This window comes from Mesorhizobium sp. USDA 4775 (genome assembly GCF_054062655.1).
The window spans coordinates 4889592-4906578 of record NZ_JBSSFM010000001.1 but is presented as its reverse complement, the minus strand read 5'-3'; the positions used below and the strand labels follow the sequence as shown (position 1 = coordinate 4906578).

18 protein-coding genes and 1 pseudogene are annotated in these 16987 nt (G+C 63.4%); 15 read left to right on the top strand and 4 right to left on the bottom strand.

Going from position 1 to position 16987, the window contains the following annotated elements:
• Positions 1–113 precede the first annotated feature (113 nt).
• The 6 genes and pseudogenes from ACVILI_RS24000 to ACVILI_RS23975 all read left to right on the top strand — a co-directional run bounded on the left by ACVILI_RS24000 (position 114) and on the right by ACVILI_RS23975 (position 5190).
• A complete protein-coding gene (locus tag ACVILI_RS24000; RefSeq protein ID WP_019859174.1) occupies positions 114–1469 on the top strand; it encodes an NAD(P)-dependent oxidoreductase in 1356 nt (451 codons plus the stop codon).
• 5 nt (positions 1470–1474) lie between these two features.
• Positions 1475–2317 (top strand): class I SAM-dependent methyltransferase, encoded by an 843-nt coding sequence (locus ACVILI_RS23995; RefSeq protein ID WP_240564744.1) that lies wholly within the window; start codon positions 1475–1477, stop codon positions 2315–2317.
• Between the two features lie 12 nt (positions 2318–2329).
• Positions 2330–3644 (top strand): annotated as a pseudogene (preA, locus tag ACVILI_RS23990) (NAD-dependent dihydropyrimidine dehydrogenase subunit PreA).
• Between the two features lie 108 nt (positions 3645–3752).
• Positions 3753–4277 carry an RrF2 family transcriptional regulator gene (locus ACVILI_RS23985; protein WP_010910321.1) on the top strand — a complete coding sequence of 175 codons (525 nt, stop codon included), beginning with the start codon at positions 3753–3755 and terminating at the stop codon, positions 4275–4277.
• A gap of 11 nt (positions 4278–4288) precedes the next feature.
• Positions 4289–4747: a carboxymuconolactone decarboxylase family protein gene (locus ACVILI_RS23980; protein ID WP_038647803.1), complete on the top strand. Its 459-nt coding sequence runs from the start codon at positions 4289–4291 to the stop codon at positions 4745–4747.
• A gap of 65 nt (positions 4748–4812) precedes the next feature.
• On the top strand, positions 4813–5190 hold the full coding sequence (locus ACVILI_RS23975) for a DoxX family protein (protein WP_038647802.1): 378 nt from the start codon (positions 4813–4815) through the stop codon (positions 5188–5190).
• A 9-nt stretch (positions 5191–5199) separates the two neighbouring features.
• Here ACVILI_RS23975 and ACVILI_RS23970 read toward each other — a convergent pair whose 3' ends face one another.
• A complete protein-coding gene (locus ACVILI_RS23970; RefSeq protein ID WP_038647800.1) occupies positions 5200–5922 on the bottom strand; it encodes an SDR family oxidoreductase in 723 nt (240 codons plus the stop codon).
• Positions 5919–6758, bottom strand: coding sequence for an SDR family oxidoreductase (locus ACVILI_RS23965; RefSeq protein ID WP_038647798.1), 840 nt, complete (start codon positions 6756–6758; stop codon positions 5919–5921). The genes ACVILI_RS23970 and ACVILI_RS23965 overlap by 4 nt, the downstream gene beginning before the upstream one ends.
• A 104-nt stretch (positions 6759–6862) precedes the next feature.
• On the opposite strand from ACVILI_RS23965, the gene ACVILI_RS23960 reads away from it, so the two are divergent.
• Positions 6863–7735: a helix-turn-helix transcriptional regulator gene (locus ACVILI_RS23960; RefSeq protein WP_019859164.1), complete on the top strand. Its 873-nt coding sequence runs from the start codon at positions 6863–6865 to the stop codon at positions 7733–7735.
• Positions 7736–7750: 15 nt separating this feature from the next.
• Here ACVILI_RS23960 and ACVILI_RS23955 read toward each other — a convergent pair whose 3' ends face one another.
• On the bottom strand, positions 7751–8386 hold the full coding sequence (locus tag ACVILI_RS23955; protein ID WP_019859163.1) for a TetR family transcriptional regulator C-terminal domain-containing protein: 636 nt from the start codon (positions 8384–8386) through the stop codon (positions 7751–7753).
• A gap of 242 nt (positions 8387–8628) precedes the next feature.
• Here ACVILI_RS23955 and ACVILI_RS23950 point away from each other — a divergent pair, with 242 nt between their 5' ends.
• The 5 genes from ACVILI_RS23950 (at position 8629) to ACVILI_RS23930 (ending at position 13579) form a co-directional block, all read left to right on the top strand.
• Entirely contained in the window at positions 8629–9957 is a 1329-nt protein-coding gene (locus ACVILI_RS23950) for an aspartate aminotransferase family protein (RefSeq protein WP_020628924.1), read from the top strand.
• A 71-nt stretch (positions 9958–10028) separates the two neighbouring features.
• Positions 10029–11279, top strand: a complete 1251-nt coding sequence (locus tag ACVILI_RS23945) for a Zn-dependent hydrolase (protein WP_019859161.1) — start codon at positions 10029–10031, stop codon at positions 11277–11279.
• Positions 11280–11344: 65 nt separating this feature from the next.
• Complete coding sequence (gene hydA / locus ACVILI_RS23940; protein ID WP_038647796.1) at positions 11345–12796, top strand: dihydropyrimidinase; 1452 nt, start codon at positions 11345–11347, stop codon at positions 12794–12796.
• Between the two features lie 2 nt (positions 12797–12798).
• Positions 12799–13170: a hypothetical protein gene (locus ACVILI_RS23935; RefSeq protein ID WP_038647794.1), complete on the top strand. Its 372-nt coding sequence runs from the start codon at positions 12799–12801 to the stop codon at positions 13168–13170.
• A 25-nt stretch (positions 13171–13195) separates the two neighbouring features.
• Entirely contained in the window at positions 13196–13579 is a 384-nt protein-coding gene (locus tag ACVILI_RS23930) for a hypothetical protein (RefSeq protein WP_240564743.1), read from the top strand.
• Positions 13580–13596: 17 nt separating this feature from the next.
• Here ACVILI_RS23930 and ACVILI_RS23925 read toward each other — a convergent pair whose 3' ends face one another.
• Positions 13597–14001 carry a cupin domain-containing protein gene (locus ACVILI_RS23925; RefSeq protein WP_038647790.1) on the bottom strand — a complete coding sequence of 135 codons (405 nt, stop codon included), beginning with the start codon at positions 13999–14001 and terminating at the stop codon, positions 13597–13599.
• 130 nt (positions 14002–14131) lie between these two features.
• Between ACVILI_RS23925 and ACVILI_RS23920 the strand changes: the two genes are divergently transcribed.
• The 3 genes from ACVILI_RS23920 to ACVILI_RS23910 are packed head-to-tail and all read left to right on the top strand — an operon-like array spanning position 14132 to position 16966.
• On the top strand, positions 14132–14923 hold the full coding sequence (locus ACVILI_RS23920; protein ID WP_038647789.1) for an ABC transporter ATP-binding protein: 792 nt from the start codon (positions 14132–14134) through the stop codon (positions 14921–14923).
• 13 nt (positions 14924–14936) lie between these two features.
• Positions 14937–15815 (top strand): ABC transporter permease, encoded by an 879-nt coding sequence (locus tag ACVILI_RS23915; protein ID WP_038647787.1) that lies wholly within the window; start codon positions 14937–14939, stop codon positions 15813–15815.
• On the top strand, positions 15812–16966 hold the full coding sequence (locus ACVILI_RS23910) for an ABC transporter permease (RefSeq protein ID WP_202359648.1): 1155 nt from the start codon (positions 15812–15814) through the stop codon (positions 16964–16966). The genes ACVILI_RS23915 and ACVILI_RS23910 overlap by 4 nt, the downstream gene beginning before the upstream one ends.
• The last annotated feature ends 21 nt before the right edge of the window (positions 16967–16987 follow it).

The following is a 16987-nucleotide window of genomic DNA, read 5'->3' as shown; positions in this document are numbered from 1 at the left end:
AAAAAATCATGTTTTTATCGAGCCTTTTCAGCAGCTTGTGCCAAAAATTGACCAATTGATAAAAAAATAAAACGTGCTAGCCTTCGCCAAAACGAAAACATGGGGAACTGACAATGCCAGAAGGCCAGTTCAAGGAAGGTATCGTCGGCGGCCGGCTTCCAGCCGAGCAGTATGCGGACAATTTTTCCGACCTGCATCCGCCGCTCGATCATCACGAGGCGTTGGTCGAATCCGACCGCTGCTATTTCTGCTACGACGCGCCGTGCATGAACGCGTGTCCGACCTCGATCGACATCCCGCTGTTCATCCGCCAGATCTCGACCGGCAATCCGATCGGATCGGCCAAGACCATCTTCGACCAGAATATTTTGGGCGGCATGTGCGCCCGCGTCTGCCCGACCGAGACGCTTTGCGAAGAGGTCTGCGTGCGCGAGGTGGCGGAAGGCAAGCCGGTGCAGATCGGCCGCCTGCAACGCTACGCCACCGATGTCGCCATGGCCGAGAACAAGCAGTTCTATCCTCGCCCGGAGCCGACCGGAAAGACGGTTGCCGTGGTCGGCGCCGGCCCGGCCGGCCTTGCCGCCGCGCACCGGCTCGCCCGCCATGGCCATGACGTGACCATATTGGAGGCGCGGCCGAAGGCCGGCGGCCTCAACGAATACGGCATCGCCGCCTATAAGAGCGTCGACAATTTCGCCCAGGCCGAGGTCGATTATGTCACGGCGATCGGCGGCATTGACATCCAGAACGGCAAGGCGCTCGGCCGCGACTACCAGCTCTCCGACCTGATCCGCAATTATGACGCGGTGTTCCTCGGCATGGGGCTTGGCGGCGTCAACGCGCTGCGCGCCGATGGCGAGGATGCCGCCGGCGTCACCAATGCGGTAGAGTTTATCGCCGAGCTGCGCCAGGCCGGCGATCTCGCCAGCCTGCCTGTCGGCCGCCGCGTCGTCGTCATCGGCGGCGGCATGACGGCGATCGACGCCGCCGTGCAGTCGAAGCTGCTCGGCGCCGAGGAGGTGACGATCTGCTACCGTCGCGGCCAGGAGCATATGAACGCCTCCGGGTTCGAGCAGGACCTGGCCGCCGCCAACGGCGTCACCATACGCCATTGGCTGCAGCCGAAGCGGGTGATCGCTGACGCCGGCCAAGTGTCGGGCATCGAACTCGAATACACGGCATTGAAGGGCGACAAGCTTGCCGGTACCGGCGAGACGCTGACGCTCGTCGCCGACCAGGTGTTCAAGGCGATCGGCCAGAGCTTTGTCCCGGCCGCGCTCAACGGCAGCGAGGCCTCGATCGAGCTCGAAGCCGGGCGTATAAAGGTCGATGGGGAAGGGCGCACCTCGCTGGCGAAAGTCTGGGCCGGCGGCGACTGCATCTTTGGCGGTGACGACCTGACCGTTTCGGCCGTGGCGCAAGGGCGCGATGCGGCGGAAAGCATACACAGGAGTCTGACGCAGGGATAAGGATCATGGCCACGGCGGAACCGGGCATCGCCCGTCACTACGACATAGCGGGTCTCGAGCAGCGCATCCTTGCCGCGCTCGCCGATACGGGCGTGGACGTTGCCCATCTGCGTGCCGGCGATCTCGAAGCGGTCGACGAATTCCACATTGGCGGTATCGCCGCCACAAGGGAACTCATCGGGCAGATGGGGCTGAAACCAGGAGCCATGCTGCTCGATATTGGTTCCGGCGTGGGCGGTCCCGCCCGTTTTGCCGCCAACGAAGCCGGCGCCGATGTCACCGGCATCGATCTCACGCAAAGTTATGTCGATATCGCGACCAGCCTGTCGAAGCGCACTGAAATGGCCGACAGGACGCACTTCGTGCAAGGCAGCGCGCTGGACATGCCGTTCGCCGATGCCGGCTTCGACGCGGCCATGATCCTGCATGTCGGCATGAACCTTCCCGACAAGAAAAAGCTGATGGGCGAGGCCGCGCGTGTGCTCAAGCCGGGCGGCGTCTTCGCCGTCTACGACGTGATGCGGCTCAAGGACGGCGCGCTGACCTATCCGCTGCCATGGGCTTCGGACGAGAGCATGTCCTTCGTTGCCACGCCCGACGACTATCGCTCGGCTGCCACTGCTTCCGGCTTCTCCGTCGTCGCCGAGCGGCGGCGCGGTGCTTTCGCCGTCGAATTCTTCGCCGCGACGCGTGCCCGGATGGCCGCCGCGCAAGCGGAAGGCAAGAAGCCGCCGCCCGGCGTCGGCCTCGTCATGGGCGAAGACGCCCATACCAAGATCGCCAATGTCACCGCCGCGCTTGAAGGCGGTATTCTCGCACCCGTTGAACTGCTTCTTCGTCTCGGCTGAAAGGGACCTGTCATGGCAGACCTCCGCAACAATTTCGTCGGCATCAAATCGCCAAATCCGTTCTGGCTGGCCTCGGCGCCGCCGACCGACAAGGCCTACAATGTCATCCGCGCCTTCAAGGCAGGCTGGGGCGGCGTGGTGTGGAAGACGCTGGGCGAGGAAGGCCCGCCGGTCGTCAACGTCAACGGCCCGCGATATGGCGCGATATGGGGCGCCGACCGGCGCCTGCTCGGCCTCAACAACATCGAACTGATCACTGATCGTGACCTTCAGACCAATCTGCGCGAGATGAAGCAGGTCAAAATGGACTGGCCCGATCGGGCGCTGATCGCTTCGATCATGGTGCCTTGCGAAGAGGCAAGCTGGAAAGCCATCCTGCCGCTGGTCGAGGAGACCGGCGCCGACGGCATCGAGCTCAATTTCGGCTGCCCGCACGGCATGTCGGAACGCGGCATGGGTGCCGCCGTCGGCCAGGTGCCGGAATATATCGAAATTGGTGGTGCGCTGGTGCAAGCAGTATACGCGCATGCCCGTCATCACCAAGCTGACGCCCAACATCACCGATATCCGCAAGCCCGCGCGTGCGGCGCATGCCGGCGGCACCGACGCGGTGTCGCTGATCAACACCATCAATTCGATCACCGGTGTCGACCTCGACAGCTTCGCGCCGATGCCGACCATCGACGGCAAAGGCTCGCATGGCGGCTATTGCGGCCCAGCGGTGAAGCCGATCGCCATGAACATGGTGGCCGAAATCGCGCGTGATCCGGAGACACACGGCCTGCCGATCTCGGGCATTGGCGGCATCACCACCTGGCGCGATGCGGCCGAATTCCTGGCGCTCGGCGCAGGCAATGTGCAGGTGTGCACGGCGGCGATGACCTACGGCTTCAAGATCGTGCAGGAGATGATCGCGGGTCTCGAAAACTGGATGGACGAGAAGGGCCACCGCTCGCTCGACGACATTATCGGCCGCGCCACGCCCAACGTCACCGACTGGCAGTATCTCAACCTCAACTATGTCGCCAAGGCGCATATCGACCAGGACGCCTGCATCAAATGCGGCCGCTGCCACATCGCCTGCGAGGACACTTCGCACCAGGCGATCACCAGCATGGTCGATGGCGTGAGGCATTTCGAGGTGATCGAGGCCGAATGCGTCGGCTGCAATCTGTGCGTCAATGTCTGCCCGGTCGAGAACTGCATCACCATGGAGCCGCTGGCCGCCGGCGTCATGGACCAGCGCACCGGCAAGCCGGTGTCGCCGATCTACGCCAACTGGACGACGCATCCGAACAACCCGATGGCCAAGGTGGCCGCGGAGTAGGGGCGGCATTCAACAAAAAAGCGGCGCCTTCGGGCGCCGTTTTTCACTTTCCTATTGCAGATAAGAAATATCCACGATAAAAGATATCCACGAAAGGAGATCGGCATCATGAAGCTGGGCGAGGGCGTTGAGGCGGCCATCCACTGCACCGCCACGCTGGCGAGCGTCGAGGGCAACAGCACCATGCCGGGCGCTGCTCTCGCTGAGTGTTTCGGCCTGTCGGCGAGCTATCTGCTAAAGCATCTCAACATGCTGACCGCCGCGAGCATCCTGGAATCGGTGCCGGGGCCGGCGGGTGGCTATCGGCTGGCGCGGGCGGCCGAACGCATCACTCTGCTCGATATCGTGCTGGCCATAGAAGGGCGCGAACCGGCATTCCGCTGCGGTGAGATCCGCCGCAACGGTCCGGTCAAGATCGATGCCTCGGCCTATGTCAAACCCTGCGGCATCAATGCCGCGATGCTCAAGGCCGAGCGCGCCTATCGGGCAGCGCTTGCTGAAGTGAAGCTGTCCGACATCGTGGCGGATTACGCGGCAGAAGGCGATCCGCGATCCTTTGCCGCCAGTTGCGCTTTCGTGGCGCGCCACCAGCGGCCGCAGAAATCCAGTTCAACCCCTCAAAAGCAAATGTGAAAGGACATTAGATGAAACAGAGGATGCAATTCTTCGCCAAGGCGCCGGAGATCATGAAAGCGGTGTCGACGCTGAACAAGGCGGTCGACGAATGCGGGCTGGAGGTCAGCCTGTTGCATCTGATCAAGCTCAGGGCCTCGCAGATCAACGGCTGTTCCTTCTGCGTCGAAATGCACAGCCGCGAGGCGCGGCGCGACGGCGAAACCGAGCAGCGGCTCTATCTCGTCGCGGCCTGGAAGGAATCGCCGCTGTTTTCCGAACGCGAGCGCGCCGCTTTCGCCTGGACCGAGGCGGTGACCCTGATCGCCAACAATGGTGTGTCGGATGAGCTCTATGCCCGCACGCTTGAGCATTTCTCGGAAGAGGAGTTGGTCAAGCTGTCGGTGGCGCTCGGCATGATCAACACCTGGAATCGGCTCTGCGTCCCGTTCCAGGCCATTCATCCGATGCCGGCCGCCAAGGCCGCCTAATCTTATCGCCATTGGAGCGCCGTCGAGGAGACGGCGCTCCCCATTGTTTTCAAAGGGAGTGTTTTATGCCTGCCGATTTGCCATCGACCTTGTTGTTTCTGGGCCGCCTGCTGCTTGGCGGCGCCTTCGTCTTCGCCGGCCTGCGCAACATCCAGAACGCGGTCTTCCTGACCGGGCTGATGGCGGCGCGCGGCGTGCCGCAAGCGCGATTGGCGCTGTGGGCCGGCATTGTGCTCCAGATCATCGCCGGTCTCCTGGTGATGGCCGGCCTGTGGACGGCAACCGCCTGCGCGGTGCTGGTGCTGTTCCTGATTGCCGCCACGCCGATGTTCCACAATTTCTGGGACCACCAAGGCTCGGACCGCGCGGCGCGCATCAACGGCTTCGTCGGCAATGTCGCGCTGGGCGGCGGTTTCCTGACGTTGATCGCTCAGTCGCTTTAGGGGCAGGAGTCAGGCCGCGAACCGCAACCCACCATCGCAGGTCAGCACTTGGCCGGTCATGAAGCCGTTGGAGACGAGGAAGGCTATCGCCGAGGCGACATCCTCGGCGCGGCCGATGCGGCCGACCGGCGTCTTGCCGGCATATTCAGCAAAGACCGCCTGCCGCCGGTCGTCGGCCAGAAAATCCCACCACGGCGTGTCGATGACGCCGGGCGCCACGACGTTGACGCGCAAGGGCTTCAGCTCGACCGCCAGGATCGGCGCCACGGTCAAGAGCATGCCGTTTATCGCGCCGATACCCGCGATGCCGGGCATTGTGGCCTGAGCCGACACCGCAGATATGAAGGTCACCGATCCAGATCTGTTAAGCGTCGGCAATGCCGCCTGCAGGCAGGACAGTTGCGGCCGCACCTTCTCTTCGACGCCGCTCCCGATATCGGCAAGGTCAAGCGTCTCGAACGGGCCAAGGCCCTTGCCGCCGCTGGCCGCCAGGACGAGGTGGTCGAACGGGCCGAGGCGCTCGAAGAACTGGTGGACCTCATGCGGTTTCGACGCATCGAACGCAGCCTTGTCGGCGGCGCCGCCGAGGCTCTTCCAGGCGCTGATAAGCTTGTCCTGGTTGCGCCCTGTGATCGTCACCTTCATGCCCGGGCCGAGCAGTTTTCGCGCGGTCGCCAGGCCGATGCCGGACGAGCCGCCGATAATGACTGTGTGTTCCGTTCTGTCGCTCATGAATTCAGGTCCTTCGATTTTGAGGAGGCCGGGCCGATAAGGTCGAGGCTCAGCTTTCGCAATTGTTGCCGTGCCCTGGCGTCGTAAGCCTGGGCATCGGCGCGGGTTTCGCGCAGTCCGTCGAAATAGAGGCCGCTGCGGCCTGCGAGCGCGGGTGAGGCGGCAAGGTTGACGATGGCTTCGGCGCCGGTCTCGACCGAACTCCATGGCGTCACGCCGGCCTGCCTGACCATGGTGGTGTTCATGTAGCTCGCCGGATGCAGCGCGTTGACGGTGACGCCGGTGCCTTTTAGCTGTTCCGCCAGATCGACGGTGAACAGGATTTGCGCCAGCTTGCTCTGGCAATAGGCGCGTACGCCGCTATAGCCGTGGGTGAGCATCACGTCGCCGAAATCGATCGCCTGCTGGCCGGCCGAGGCGACGTTGACGATGCGCGCCGGGGCGCTGGCCTTCAGCAGCGGCAGAAGCTCCGAGGTCAACAGGAAACCGGCAAGATAGTTGACGGCGAAACGCAATTCGTAGCCATCGGCGCTGACCTGCCGCTTGGCGCCTGCCGTGCCGATGCCGGCATTGTTGATGAGGATATCGAGCCGGTTCGTTCGGGCACGTACCGCCTCGGCGAGGTGGCGAATTTCGGCCAGCGAAGCAAGGTCGGCGGCGAGGAACTCGGCCTTGCCGCCGGCCGATTCGATCTCGGCGACCGCTGCCTTGCCGCGCGCCGCATCGCGGCCATGCACCAGCACCAGGGCGCCGTCGGCACCCAGCCTTTGCGCGACGACGCGGCCGACGCCGTCGGTCGAGCCGGTGATCAGGATTGTCTTGTCTTTCAGGTCCATGTCCAGAGCCTCCTGTCTGCTGCTCTGAAGGCAAGATGGGACGTCTGGCCGATCTCAAACAGTTCAAACTTTATCCTGGTATCAATACTGCTATAGTACGCGTCATGGATGCTCCGTCTCATTCCGCTGAAGACAGCCGCCGGCGCGAGCTTGGGGCTTTCCTGCGCTCGCGCCGCGAAAGGCTGACACCCTCGGCGACCGGCATCTCGACTGGTCTCAGGCGCCGCACGCCAGGCTTGCGCCGCGAAGAGGTGGCGATGATCGCCGGTGTCGGCACCACCTGGTACACTTGGTTGGAACAGGGCAGGGACGTGCGACCTTCGGTGGAGGTGCTGACGGCGCTTAGCGGTGCGCTGCGCCTCGATGCCGTCGAGAAGCGGCACCTGTTCATCCTTGCCGGGCGTCAGCAGCCGGAGCGCCGCGTCGCCGCGCCGGAGAAGGCCGATGGTCCCTTGCTGCACATGTTGCAAAGCCTCGTCCTGCAACCCGCCTACGTCGTTGGTCGGCGCTGGGACGTACTCGCCTGGAACAGAGCGGCCGTCGCGGTGTTCGGCGACTACGGCCTGCTGGAGGGTGACGCTCGCAACATCGTCCACATGGTGTTCACCAGCCCGCACCACCGCCGTCTGCTGGTCGACTGGGAAGAACTCGCCCGCGTGGTGCTCGCGTCGTTTCGCGCGGAAAGCGCCAAATATGTCGGTGATCCCGATTTCGACCGGCTGATCGCGCTGATGATGCGCTCGAGCCCCGAGTTCCGTGACTGGTGGCCTCTGCGGGACGTGGCGCGAAGACTGACGGGTGTGAAGCATGTGCGGCACCCCATTGCGGGTGCGATGACATTCGAGCACATGAGCCTGTCGATCGACGATGGTTCTGACATGAGGCTGATCGTCTACACGCCGCTCGCCGAGCAGAACTCGATCGTCAAGCTGCAGTCCTTGCTGGACGCGCTCCCCGCCGAGCGGCGTAGCGCCTGAGCCGTCGTGGCGGGGTCAGCCCTTCGGCTTCAGCCCCTCAAGAAACAACTGCTCCAGGAACCTTGCCGCGTCCTCGAAGCGGCCGTCGCCGCCACGGTTCGGCCCGAGCACGGCGCGCACCTGGACGTCGAAATCGGCGTAGTGCTGCGTCGTTGCCCAGATCGAGAAGATCAGGTGCCAGGGATCGGTCTTCGCGATCTTGCCGGCGCGCATCCAACCCTTGATGACGGCGGCTTTCTCATCGACCAGCGTTTTCAACTCGCCCGCCAGCAGCGGCATGATGCGCGGCGCGCCTTGCAGGATTTCGTTGGCGAACAGCCGGCTCTCGCGCGGGAAATCGCGCGCCATTTCGAGCTTGCGCCTTATGTAGCTCCTGAGTTCGGTCATCGGATCGCCGATGTCGTCGAGCTCGCGTAGCGGCGCCAGCCAGGTATCCAGCAGGCGCTGCATCAACGTCTCGTGAATGTCCTCCTTGCGGCGGAAGTAATAGAGCAGGTTGGGCTTCGACATGCCCGCCGCCTCGGCGATCTGGTCGATGGTCGAGCCGCGGAAGCCATGGGTGGAGAACACTTCGAGCGCGGCCTCCAGGATGAGTTCGCGCTTTTCCTGCTGGATGCGCGTGCGGCGAGGGGCTTCCGTGCCGGTGTTCACCGTTGCGAACCCTCATGTTGCCAAATCTCGCATTCAAGGTCATCTGGACCAATTCTCTGGACCAGTTTTTCCCTAGGCTGTGGAACGCACTTCAGGAGCCGCATTTCCGCTAGTAATCCCTTGACCGCCGACAGGGCGGTGCTAACGTTTGTCCAATCGGTCAAAAAATTGCGTAGCATGAAAATGGCGCAAGGACCAAGCGTTGGACGGACCGAAACAGGTTACAAGGGGAAGTCTTGGTCATGTCCAACCGGCTGAAAGTCACGCCGAACGATCTCAGTGCATTCTGGATGCCGTTCACGGCAAACCGGCAGTTCAAGCAGGCGCCACGCATGTTCGTGTCCGCCAAGGACATGCATTACACGACCAGCGATGGCCGCAAGGTGCTCGACGGCACCGCCGGTCTGTGGTGCGTCAATGCTGGCCACTGCCGGCCGAAGATCACCGAGGCGATCCAGCACCAGGCCGCCGAACTCGATTACGCGCCGGCCTTCCAGATGGGTCATCCGATCGTGTTCGAGCTGGCCAACCGCCTGGTCGACATCGCGCCCAAGGGCATGGACCATGTCTTCTTCACCAATTCCGGTTCGGAATCGGTTGAAACGGCGCTGAAGATGGCGATTGCCTATCACCGCATGAAGGGCGAGGGCGCGCGTACCCGTCTCATCGGCCGCGAGCGCGGCTATCACGGCGTCAATTTCGGCGGCATCTCGGTCGGCGGGATCGTCTCCAACCGCAAGATGTTCGGCACGCTGCTCGGCGGCGTCGACCACATGCCGCACACGCATCTGCCGGAAAAGAACGCCTTCTCGAAGGGCGTGCCGGAATATGGCGCGGAGCTCGCCAACGAACTGGAGCGCATCGTTGCCCTGCATGACGCCTCGACCATCGCCGCCGTCATAGTCGAGCCGGTCGCCGGCTCCACCGGCGTCATCCTGCCGCCCAAGGGCTATCTGCAGAAGCTGCGCGAAATCTGCACCAAGCACGGCATCCTTTTGATCTTCGACGAGGTCATCACCGGTTTCGGCCGTCTCGGCGCGCCGTTCGCGGCCGACTATTTCGGCGTCACGCCCGACATCATGACCACCGCCAAGGGCGTCTCCAACGGCGTCATCCCGATGGGCGCGGTGTTCGTGAAGAAGGAAATCCACGACGCCTTCATGACCGGCCCCGAGCACATGATCGAGTTCTTCCACGGCTACACCTATTCGGGCAATCCGATTGCCTGCGCCGCGGCCCTGGGTACGCTCGACACCTACAAGGAAGAGGGCCTGCTCACCCGTGGTGAAGAACTGGCGCCCTATTGGGAAGACGCGCTGCACTCGCTGAAGGGCGAGCCGCATGTCATCGACATCAGGAACATCGGCCTGATCGGCGCGATCGAGCTGGCGCCGATCGCCGGCAGCCCGACCAAGCGTGCCTTCTCGGCCTTCGTCAAGGCGTTCGAGCGCGGCGCGCTGATCCGCACCACCGGCGACATCATCGCGCTGTCGCCGCCGCTGATCATCACCAAGGGCCAGATCAACGAACTGATCGACCATGTGCGTGAAGTGCTGAGGTCGATCGACTAAACTTGCTTTTACCTGGGCGGGTGGCGATGGGAACCGCCACCCGCCCAGATCTTGAAATGGAAGGACTTTGAATGGCCGCACCCGGCGAGAATCTGCGAATCAATTCAGACCGTTTGTGGGATTCGATAATGGAGATGGCGAAGATCGGCCCCGGCATTGCCGGCGGCAACAATCGCCAGACCGTGACCGACGAGGACGGCGAGGGCCGGCATCTGTTCAAGCGCTGGTGCGATGCCGCCGGGCTCGAAATGGGTGTCGACGAGATGGGCACGATGTTTGCCCGCCGCGAAGGCACCGACCCCAGCCTGCCGCCGGTTTACGTCGGCAGCCATCTCGATACGCAGCCGACCGGCGGCAAATATGATGGCGTGCTCGGCGTGCTTGGCGGCCTGGAGATCGTGCGCTCGCTCAACGATCTCGGCATCAAGACCAAACATCCGATCGTCGTCACCAACTGGACCAACGAGGAAGGCGCGCGCTTCGCACCGGCGATGATGGCGTCGGGCGTGTTCGCCGGTGTGCTCGACCAGGCCGACGTCTATGGGCACACGGACAAGAACGGCAAGAAATTCGGCGAGGAGCTGGAGCGCATCGGCTGGAAGGGCACCGAGAAGGTCGGCGATCGCAAGATCCACGCCTTCTTCGAACTGCATATCGAGCAGGGGCCGATCCTCGAGGACGAGGACATCGACATCGGCGTCGTCACCCATGGCCAGGGCCTGAAATGGCTGCAGGTGACGCTGACCGGCAAGGAAGCCCATACCGGCTCGACGCCGATGCCCAAGCGCCGCAATGCCGGGCTCGGCATGGCCCGCGTGATCGAGTTGGTGCACGAGATCGCCATGGACTACCAGCCCGACGCCGTCGGGGCGGTTGGCCATATGGAAGCCTATCCCAATTCGCGCAACATCATCGCTGGCCGCACCGTCTTCACCATAGACATCCGCTCGCCCGAGAAGGAAGTGCTCGACGCCATGGATGCGCGCGTCCGCGAAGGCATCGACACGATCTGTGAGGCGCTCGACATCCAGTACAAGGTTGAGCAAGTCGGCCATTTCGATCCCGTCACCTTTGATGCCGGCTGCGTCAAGGCCATCCGCGATGCCGCCGACCGGCTTGGCTATACGCACCGCAACATCGTCTCGGGCGCCGGCCACGACGCCTGCTGGATCAACCGCGTCGCGCCGACCGCAATGGTTATGTGTCCTTGTGTCGATGGGTTGAGCCACAACGAAGCCGAGGAGATCACCAAGGAATGGGCCGGCGCCGGCGCCGACGTGCTGTTCCACGCGGTGGTGGAGACCGCCGTCATCGTGGAGTGAACTTAGCCATCTAGATTCCAAACGACGCTCGCAAAGAAGCGCGAAGAGAACAAGGGAACAAGACAATGACCAAAGTCATCAAGAACGGCACCGTCGTCACCGCCGACCGCAGCTGGAAGGCCGACGTGCTGTTCAGCCACGGCAAGATCGTCGCCATCGGTTCGGACCTGCATGGCGACCATGAGTATGACGCCACCGGTTGCTATGTCATGCCGGGCGGCATCGACCCGCACACGCATCTCGAAATGCCGTTCATGGGCACCTATTCGGCCGACGATTTCGAATCCGGCACGCGGGCCGCCCTTGCCGGCGGCACGACGATGGTGGTCGATTTCTGCCTGCCGGCGCCGCAGCAGTCGCTGCTGGAGGCCCTGCAGATGTGGGACAACAAGACCTCCAAGGCTGCCTGCGACTATTCCTTCCACATGGCCATCACCTGGTGGGGCAAGCAGGTGTTCGACGAGATGGCGACCGTCGTCGACAAAGGCATCACCTCGTTCAAGCACTTCATGGCCTACAAGGGCGCGCTGATGGTGGATGACGACGAGATGTATGCGTCGTTCCAGCGCTGCGCCGACCTTGGCGCGCTGCCGCTGGTGCATGCCGAGAATGGCGACGTGGTCGCGGCCCTGTCGCAGAAGCTGCTGGCCGCGGGCAACAACGGTCCGGAAGGTCACGCCTATTCGCGACCGCCCGAAGTGGAGGGCGAGGCGACCAATCGCGCCATCATGATTGCTGACATGGCCGGCGTGCCGCTCTATGTCGTGCATGTCTCCTGCGAGCAGGCGCATGAGGCCATTCGGCGGGCACGGCAAAAGGGCATGCGGGTGTTCGGCGAACCGCTGGTCCAGCATCTGACGCTCGACGAGACGGAGTATTTCAACAAGGACTGGGACCATGCGGCGCGCCGGGTGATGAGCCCGCCTTTCCGCAACAAATTGCATCAGGATTCGCTGTGGGCCGGCCTGCAGGCTGGGTCGCTGCAGGTGGTGGCGACCGACCACTGCGCCTTCACCACCAAGCAGAAGCGCTTCGGCGTCGGCGATTTCACCAAGATCCCCAACGGCACAGGCGGCCTCGAGGACCGTCTGCCCGTGCTGTGGACCAAGGGCGTCAACACCGGGCGGCTGACGATGAACGAGTTCGTCGCGGTGACCTCGACCAACATCGCCAAGATCCTCAACATGTATCCGAAGAAGGGCGCTATCGTCGAAGGCGCTGACGCCGACATCATCGTCTGGGATCCGAAGCGCAAGAAAACCATCACCTCGAAGAAGCAGCAGTCGGTGATCGACTACAACGTCTTCGAAGGCGTCGAGGTGACCGGCCTGCCGCGCTTCGTGTTCTCGCGCGGCGAATTGTCGATCGAGGAGGCCGAGGTGAAGGCAAAGCTCGGCCACGGCCAGTTCGTCGGCCGCGAGCCGAACGCCGCGGTCAACCGGGCGCTGTCGACGTGGAAAGAGATCACCGCCCCGCGCAAGGTGGAGCGCACAGGCATCCCGGCGACGGGAGTTTAGGCTTGGCGCGTTCGGCCGCGCTCATCTCGATGGTCTTGGCGGCAGTTGCCGGTGGCCCGGCGACCGCGGCTGGCGTGCTGGCAGGCTCCTGGGGCAATGATGTCGGCTGTGCCGGCATCAAGGCCGGTTATCAGAACAGTGATGCCTACATCCTGCTGACCGCGGAAGGCATCGAGACCTATGGCAGCGGTTGCCGGTTCGAGCAGCAATTGACCCCAATGCCGGGTCCGCAATCGCTGCGTTCTACCTGTTCCGCCGAAGGCGAGGCGGGAACGACTAGCGAAACAGTCGTGGTCACCAACAAGGGTGCGGATGGTTTCTTCGTCACCATTCCCGGCCTTGAGGAACTGGGGCCGCTGCAACCATGTTCGTGATGTTGTGAGCATTGGGAGTTGGGGGATGAGCATGCGCGGTTTCGGTTTGTCTGTTGCGATGACGCTTGTGCTGGCGGCGGGACAGGCTTCCGCGGCAAGCATTGATCTGTCGAAACCCTATGGCGACAAATATGGCTGCATCAACCGCAACGGCCAGGAAGTCGCCGCCGATCAGATGCTGCTTTTGACCGACAAGGAATTGATTACCGCCGCCAGCGCCTGCACGTTCACGAAGACGCAAGCGCAGGCTGACGGATCGCTGGTGGTGACAGCGACATGTGAGGCGGAAAGCGACGAGGGACAGGCGCCGACCAATTTCACCATCAAGCGCAGTGCCAAGAACGGCAAGAAGCTGACGATCGCCGATGCGGACGGCAATGTGATGGGGGAAGTCTCGCGGTGCAAATGACGGCGATCCCGTCGACCTCAGGCGACCACCGCATCCAGTTCCGGCAGCAGGACGACGCTCTCCTGTTCGTTGGGGTCGGTGCGCGCAATGACGGCCGAGGACGGAGCGTTGCTCAGATTGGCCGGCAGGTGCGGCACGCCGGCCGGGATGTAGAAGAGGTCGCCGGCCTTGACGACGATGTGGTGCTCGAGCCGGTCGCCATACCAGGTATGGACCTCGCCGGAGAGCACGTAGATCGCCGTTTCATGGTTCTCGTGCAGATGCGCCTTGGCGCGGGCGCCGGGCGGCATGGTGAGCACATGCATGCAGATGCCGGAGGAGCCGACCGACTCCGTGGCGATGCCGGCGAAATAGGTCAATCCCTGCTTGCCTTCATAAGTGCTTTCAGGGCGGATAAGATGACAAGTGGGTTTGGGCGACATCGGGGAACTCCGGGCGTCGATTTGCGTGGAACAGGGCCAATGGGACAGGGCGAGTGGAAAACAACATCGCGATAAAAGCAATCGGATTCCTGCCGGCGCCCCTTTGGCGGGAACAGGCAGGCAGCAGCCGATGACAGGGATTTCGCCAGCCGTCGTCGCGGCAAGCAAACTTGGCCTCACCTTCCAGACCAATGACGGCCCCGTCCAGGCACTGTCCAATGTCGATCTGACCATCGGCAAGGGGGAGTTCGTCTCCTTCATCGGACCGTCCGGCTGCGGCAAGACCACGCTGCTGCGCGTCATCGCCGATCTGGAGAAGCCGACCTCGGGCACGATCTCGGTCAACGGCATGACCGCGGAGCAGGCACGCGAGAAACGCGCTTATGGCTATGTCTTCCAGGCCGCCGCGCTGTTTCCGTGGCGCACCATCGAGCGCAATGTCGCCCTGCCGCTGGAGATCATGGGCCTGTCGACGGCCGAGCAGGCGGAGCGCATCAAGCGCACGCTCGATCTCGTCAACCTCTCGGGCTTCGAGAAGAAATACCCCTGGCAGCTTTCCGGCGGCATGCAGCAGCGCGCCTCGATCGCCCGAGCGCTGGCCTTCGATGCCGATCTGCTTTTGATGGACGAACCGTTCGGCGCGCTGGACGAGATCGTTCGCGACCACCTCAACGAGCAATTGCTGCAGTTGTGGGCACGCACCAACAAGACCATCTGCTTCGTCACCCACTCGATTCCGGAAGCCGTGTATCTGTCGACGCGCATCGTCGTCATGTCGCCGCGCCCTGGCCGCGTCAGCGACATCATCCAATCGACGCTGCCGAAAGAGCGGCCGCTCGATATCCGCGAGACGCCCGAGTTCCTGGCGATCGCCGCGCGCGTGCGCGATGGTTTGAGGGCAGGGCACAGCTATGATGATTGAGGCGAAGCGCTAGATGGATAGCTTCCGCGACAAGCTCGTCCCCGTGACCTCGATCCTCGCCGGCGTGGTCGTGCTCTGGTACGTCTTCGCCGTCATCCTCAACGCGCCGTTCCAGCGCGATCTCGACACCCGGGCCAACGAAACGCCCGGCACCGTCGAATTCATCGGCAAGACACTGGCGCAGCCGAAGCCGACGCTGCCGGCGCCGCATCAGGTGGCGGTGAACTTCTTCGAGAACACATTTCTGCGGCCCATCACCTCTAGCCGCAGCCTCGTCTACAATGCCTGGGTGACGCTGTCGTCGACGCTGCTCGGCTTTGCCTTCGGCACGGCGCTCGGCATCATCATCGCCGTCGGCATCGTGCATGTGGCGACGCTCGACCGCAGCCTGATGCCGTGGATCATCGCCTCGCAGACGATTCCGATCCTGGCGGTGGCGCCGATGATCATTGTGGTGTTGGCGGCGATCGGCGTCACCGGGCTGATCCCGAAGGCGATGATCTCGACCTATCTGTCGTTCTTCCCGGTGACGGTTGGCATGGTGAAGGGGCTGCGCTCGCCCGAAATCATGCATCTCGACCTGATGCACACCTACAATGCCAGCCCCTCGCAGACCTTCTGGAAGCTGCGCGTGCCGGCCTCGGTACCGTTCCTGTTCACCTCTATGAAGGTGGCGGTGGCCGCGAGCCTGGTCGGTGCTATCGTCGGCGAACTGCCGACCGGTGCGGTCGCCGGCATCGGTGCCAAGCTGCTTGCCGGTGCCTATTACAGCCAGTCCATCGACATCTGGTCGGCTCTGGTCGCGGGTTCCATCGTGGCGGCACTGCTGGTCATGGTGGTCGGTGTTGCCGGGCGCATCGTCGATCGCGCCATGGGCGGGAGGCCGGCATGAACTGGCTGAAACCCTCCTGGCAAGCCGTGCTGGCGATCGTGCTGTGCGTGATCGCAACCGCGCTCGGCGCGATGTCAAAGCCGGAAGCGGCAGCGCTCGCGGACCCGACCGCCAGCATCAACTATCCCTATCTCGGAACCAAGGGCTTGATGCTCGGCCTGGTGATCGTGGCGGCGCTGGTCTCGATGGTCAGGATTCCATCGCTTGCGGAGGCCGTCGTGCTGTTCGTCGGCGCCCATTTTGTTGCCTGGCTGTTGATCTCGGGCATTGCGGGGTTCGAAGGCACGGCATTGGCACCGTACTTCCTGCTGCTCACGGCCGCCTGGCTGCTTGGCTGGCGCTGCGTGGCGGTGCTGTCGGGGCTTCGCCCGATGGCGGGCTCGGCCCGCAACGCGCTGCGCCTGATCATCCCCGCCATCTTCGGAGCCTGGATCCTGATCATCTGGGAAGCGGTGACGCGCGGCGCCGGCATTCCCTTCATCCTGTTGCCGCCGCCAAGCGCCATCGGCGCGCGCATTGCCGGTTCGCTGCCGGTGCTCGGCGCCGATGTGCGGCAGACCATCTTCAAGGCGGTGATCTTCGGCTATGTCGTCGGCAGCGGCGCCGGCTTCATCACCGCCATCCTCGCCGACCGCGTGCCTTTCCTGCGGCGTGGGCTTTTGCCGATCGGCAACATGGTCTCGGCGCTGCCGATCATCGGCGTGGCGCCCATCATGGTCATGTGGTTCGGCTTCGACTGGCAGTCCAAGGCGGCGGTCGTCATCATCATGACGTTCTTCCCGATGCTGGTGAACACCGTCGCCGGGCTCGCGGCATCAGGTCATATGGAGCGCGACCTGATGCGCACCTATGCATCGGGCTACTGGCCGACACTGATCAAGCTCAGGCTGCCGGCAGCCGCCCCCTTCATCTTCAACGCGCTGAAGATCAACTCGACGCTGGCGCTGATCGGCGCCATCGTCGCCGAGTTCTTCGGCACGCCCGTCGTCGGCATGGGCTTCCGCATCTCGACCGAGGTCGGGCGGATGAACATCGACATGGTCTGGGCCGAAATCGCAGTTGCAGCACTTGCGGGTTCGGTCTTTTATGGCGTGGTCGCTCTTGTCGAAAGAGCCGTCACGTTTTGGCATCCCTCTGTCCGTGGTGGATAGGGGCGGTGGGTTTAAGGGTGC

What these genes read in the sequence shown, in the direction of transcription:
- ACVILI_RS24000 (WP_019859174.1), top strand. Translation starts at nt 114, where the DNA reads ATGCCAGAAGGCCAGTTCAAGGAAGGTATCGTCGGCGGCCGGCTTCCA.
- ACVILI_RS23995 (WP_240564744.1), top strand. Translation starts at nt 1,475, where the DNA reads ATGGCCACGGCGGAACCGGGCATCGCCCGTCACTACGACATAGCGGGT.
- ACVILI_RS23985 (WP_010910321.1), top strand. Translation starts at nt 3,753, where the DNA reads ATGAAGCTGGGCGAGGGCGTTGAGGCGGCCATCCACTGCACCGCCACG.
- ACVILI_RS23980 (WP_038647803.1), top strand. Translation starts at nt 4,289, where the DNA reads ATGAAACAGAGGATGCAATTCTTCGCCAAGGCGCCGGAGATCATGAAA.
- ACVILI_RS23975 (WP_038647802.1), top strand. Translation starts at nt 4,813, where the DNA reads ATGCCTGCCGATTTGCCATCGACCTTGTTGTTTCTGGGCCGCCTGCTG.
- ACVILI_RS23970 (WP_038647800.1), bottom strand. Translation starts at nt 5,922, where the DNA reads ATGAGCGACAGAACGGAACACACAGTCATTATCGGCGGCTCGTCCGGC.
- ACVILI_RS23965 (WP_038647798.1), bottom strand. Translation starts at nt 6,758, where the DNA reads ATGGACCTGAAAGACAAGACAATCCTGATCACCGGCTCGACCGACGGC.
- ACVILI_RS23960 (WP_019859164.1), top strand. Translation starts at nt 6,863, where the DNA reads ATGGATGCTCCGTCTCATTCCGCTGAAGACAGCCGCCGGCGCGAGCTT.
- ACVILI_RS23950 (WP_020628924.1), top strand. Translation starts at nt 8,629, where the DNA reads ATGTCCAACCGGCTGAAAGTCACGCCGAACGATCTCAGTGCATTCTGG.
- ACVILI_RS23945 (WP_019859161.1), top strand. Translation starts at nt 10,029, where the DNA reads ATGGCCGCACCCGGCGAGAATCTGCGAATCAATTCAGACCGTTTGTGG.
- hydA (WP_038647796.1), top strand. Translation starts at nt 11,345, where the DNA reads ATGACCAAAGTCATCAAGAACGGCACCGTCGTCACCGCCGACCGCAGC.
- ACVILI_RS23930 (WP_240564743.1), top strand. Translation starts at nt 13,196, where the DNA reads ATGAGCATGCGCGGTTTCGGTTTGTCTGTTGCGATGACGCTTGTGCTG.
- ACVILI_RS23925 (WP_038647790.1), bottom strand. Translation starts at nt 14,001, where the DNA reads ATGTCGCCCAAACCCACTTGTCATCTTATCCGCCCTGAAAGCACTTAT.
- ACVILI_RS23920 (WP_038647789.1), top strand. Translation starts at nt 14,132, where the DNA reads ATGACAGGGATTTCGCCAGCCGTCGTCGCGGCAAGCAAACTTGGCCTC.
- ACVILI_RS23915 (WP_038647787.1), top strand. Translation starts at nt 14,937, where the DNA reads ATGGATAGCTTCCGCGACAAGCTCGTCCCCGTGACCTCGATCCTCGCC.
- ACVILI_RS23910 (WP_202359648.1), top strand. Translation starts at nt 15,812, where the DNA reads ATGAACTGGCTGAAACCCTCCTGGCAAGCCGTGCTGGCGATCGTGCTG.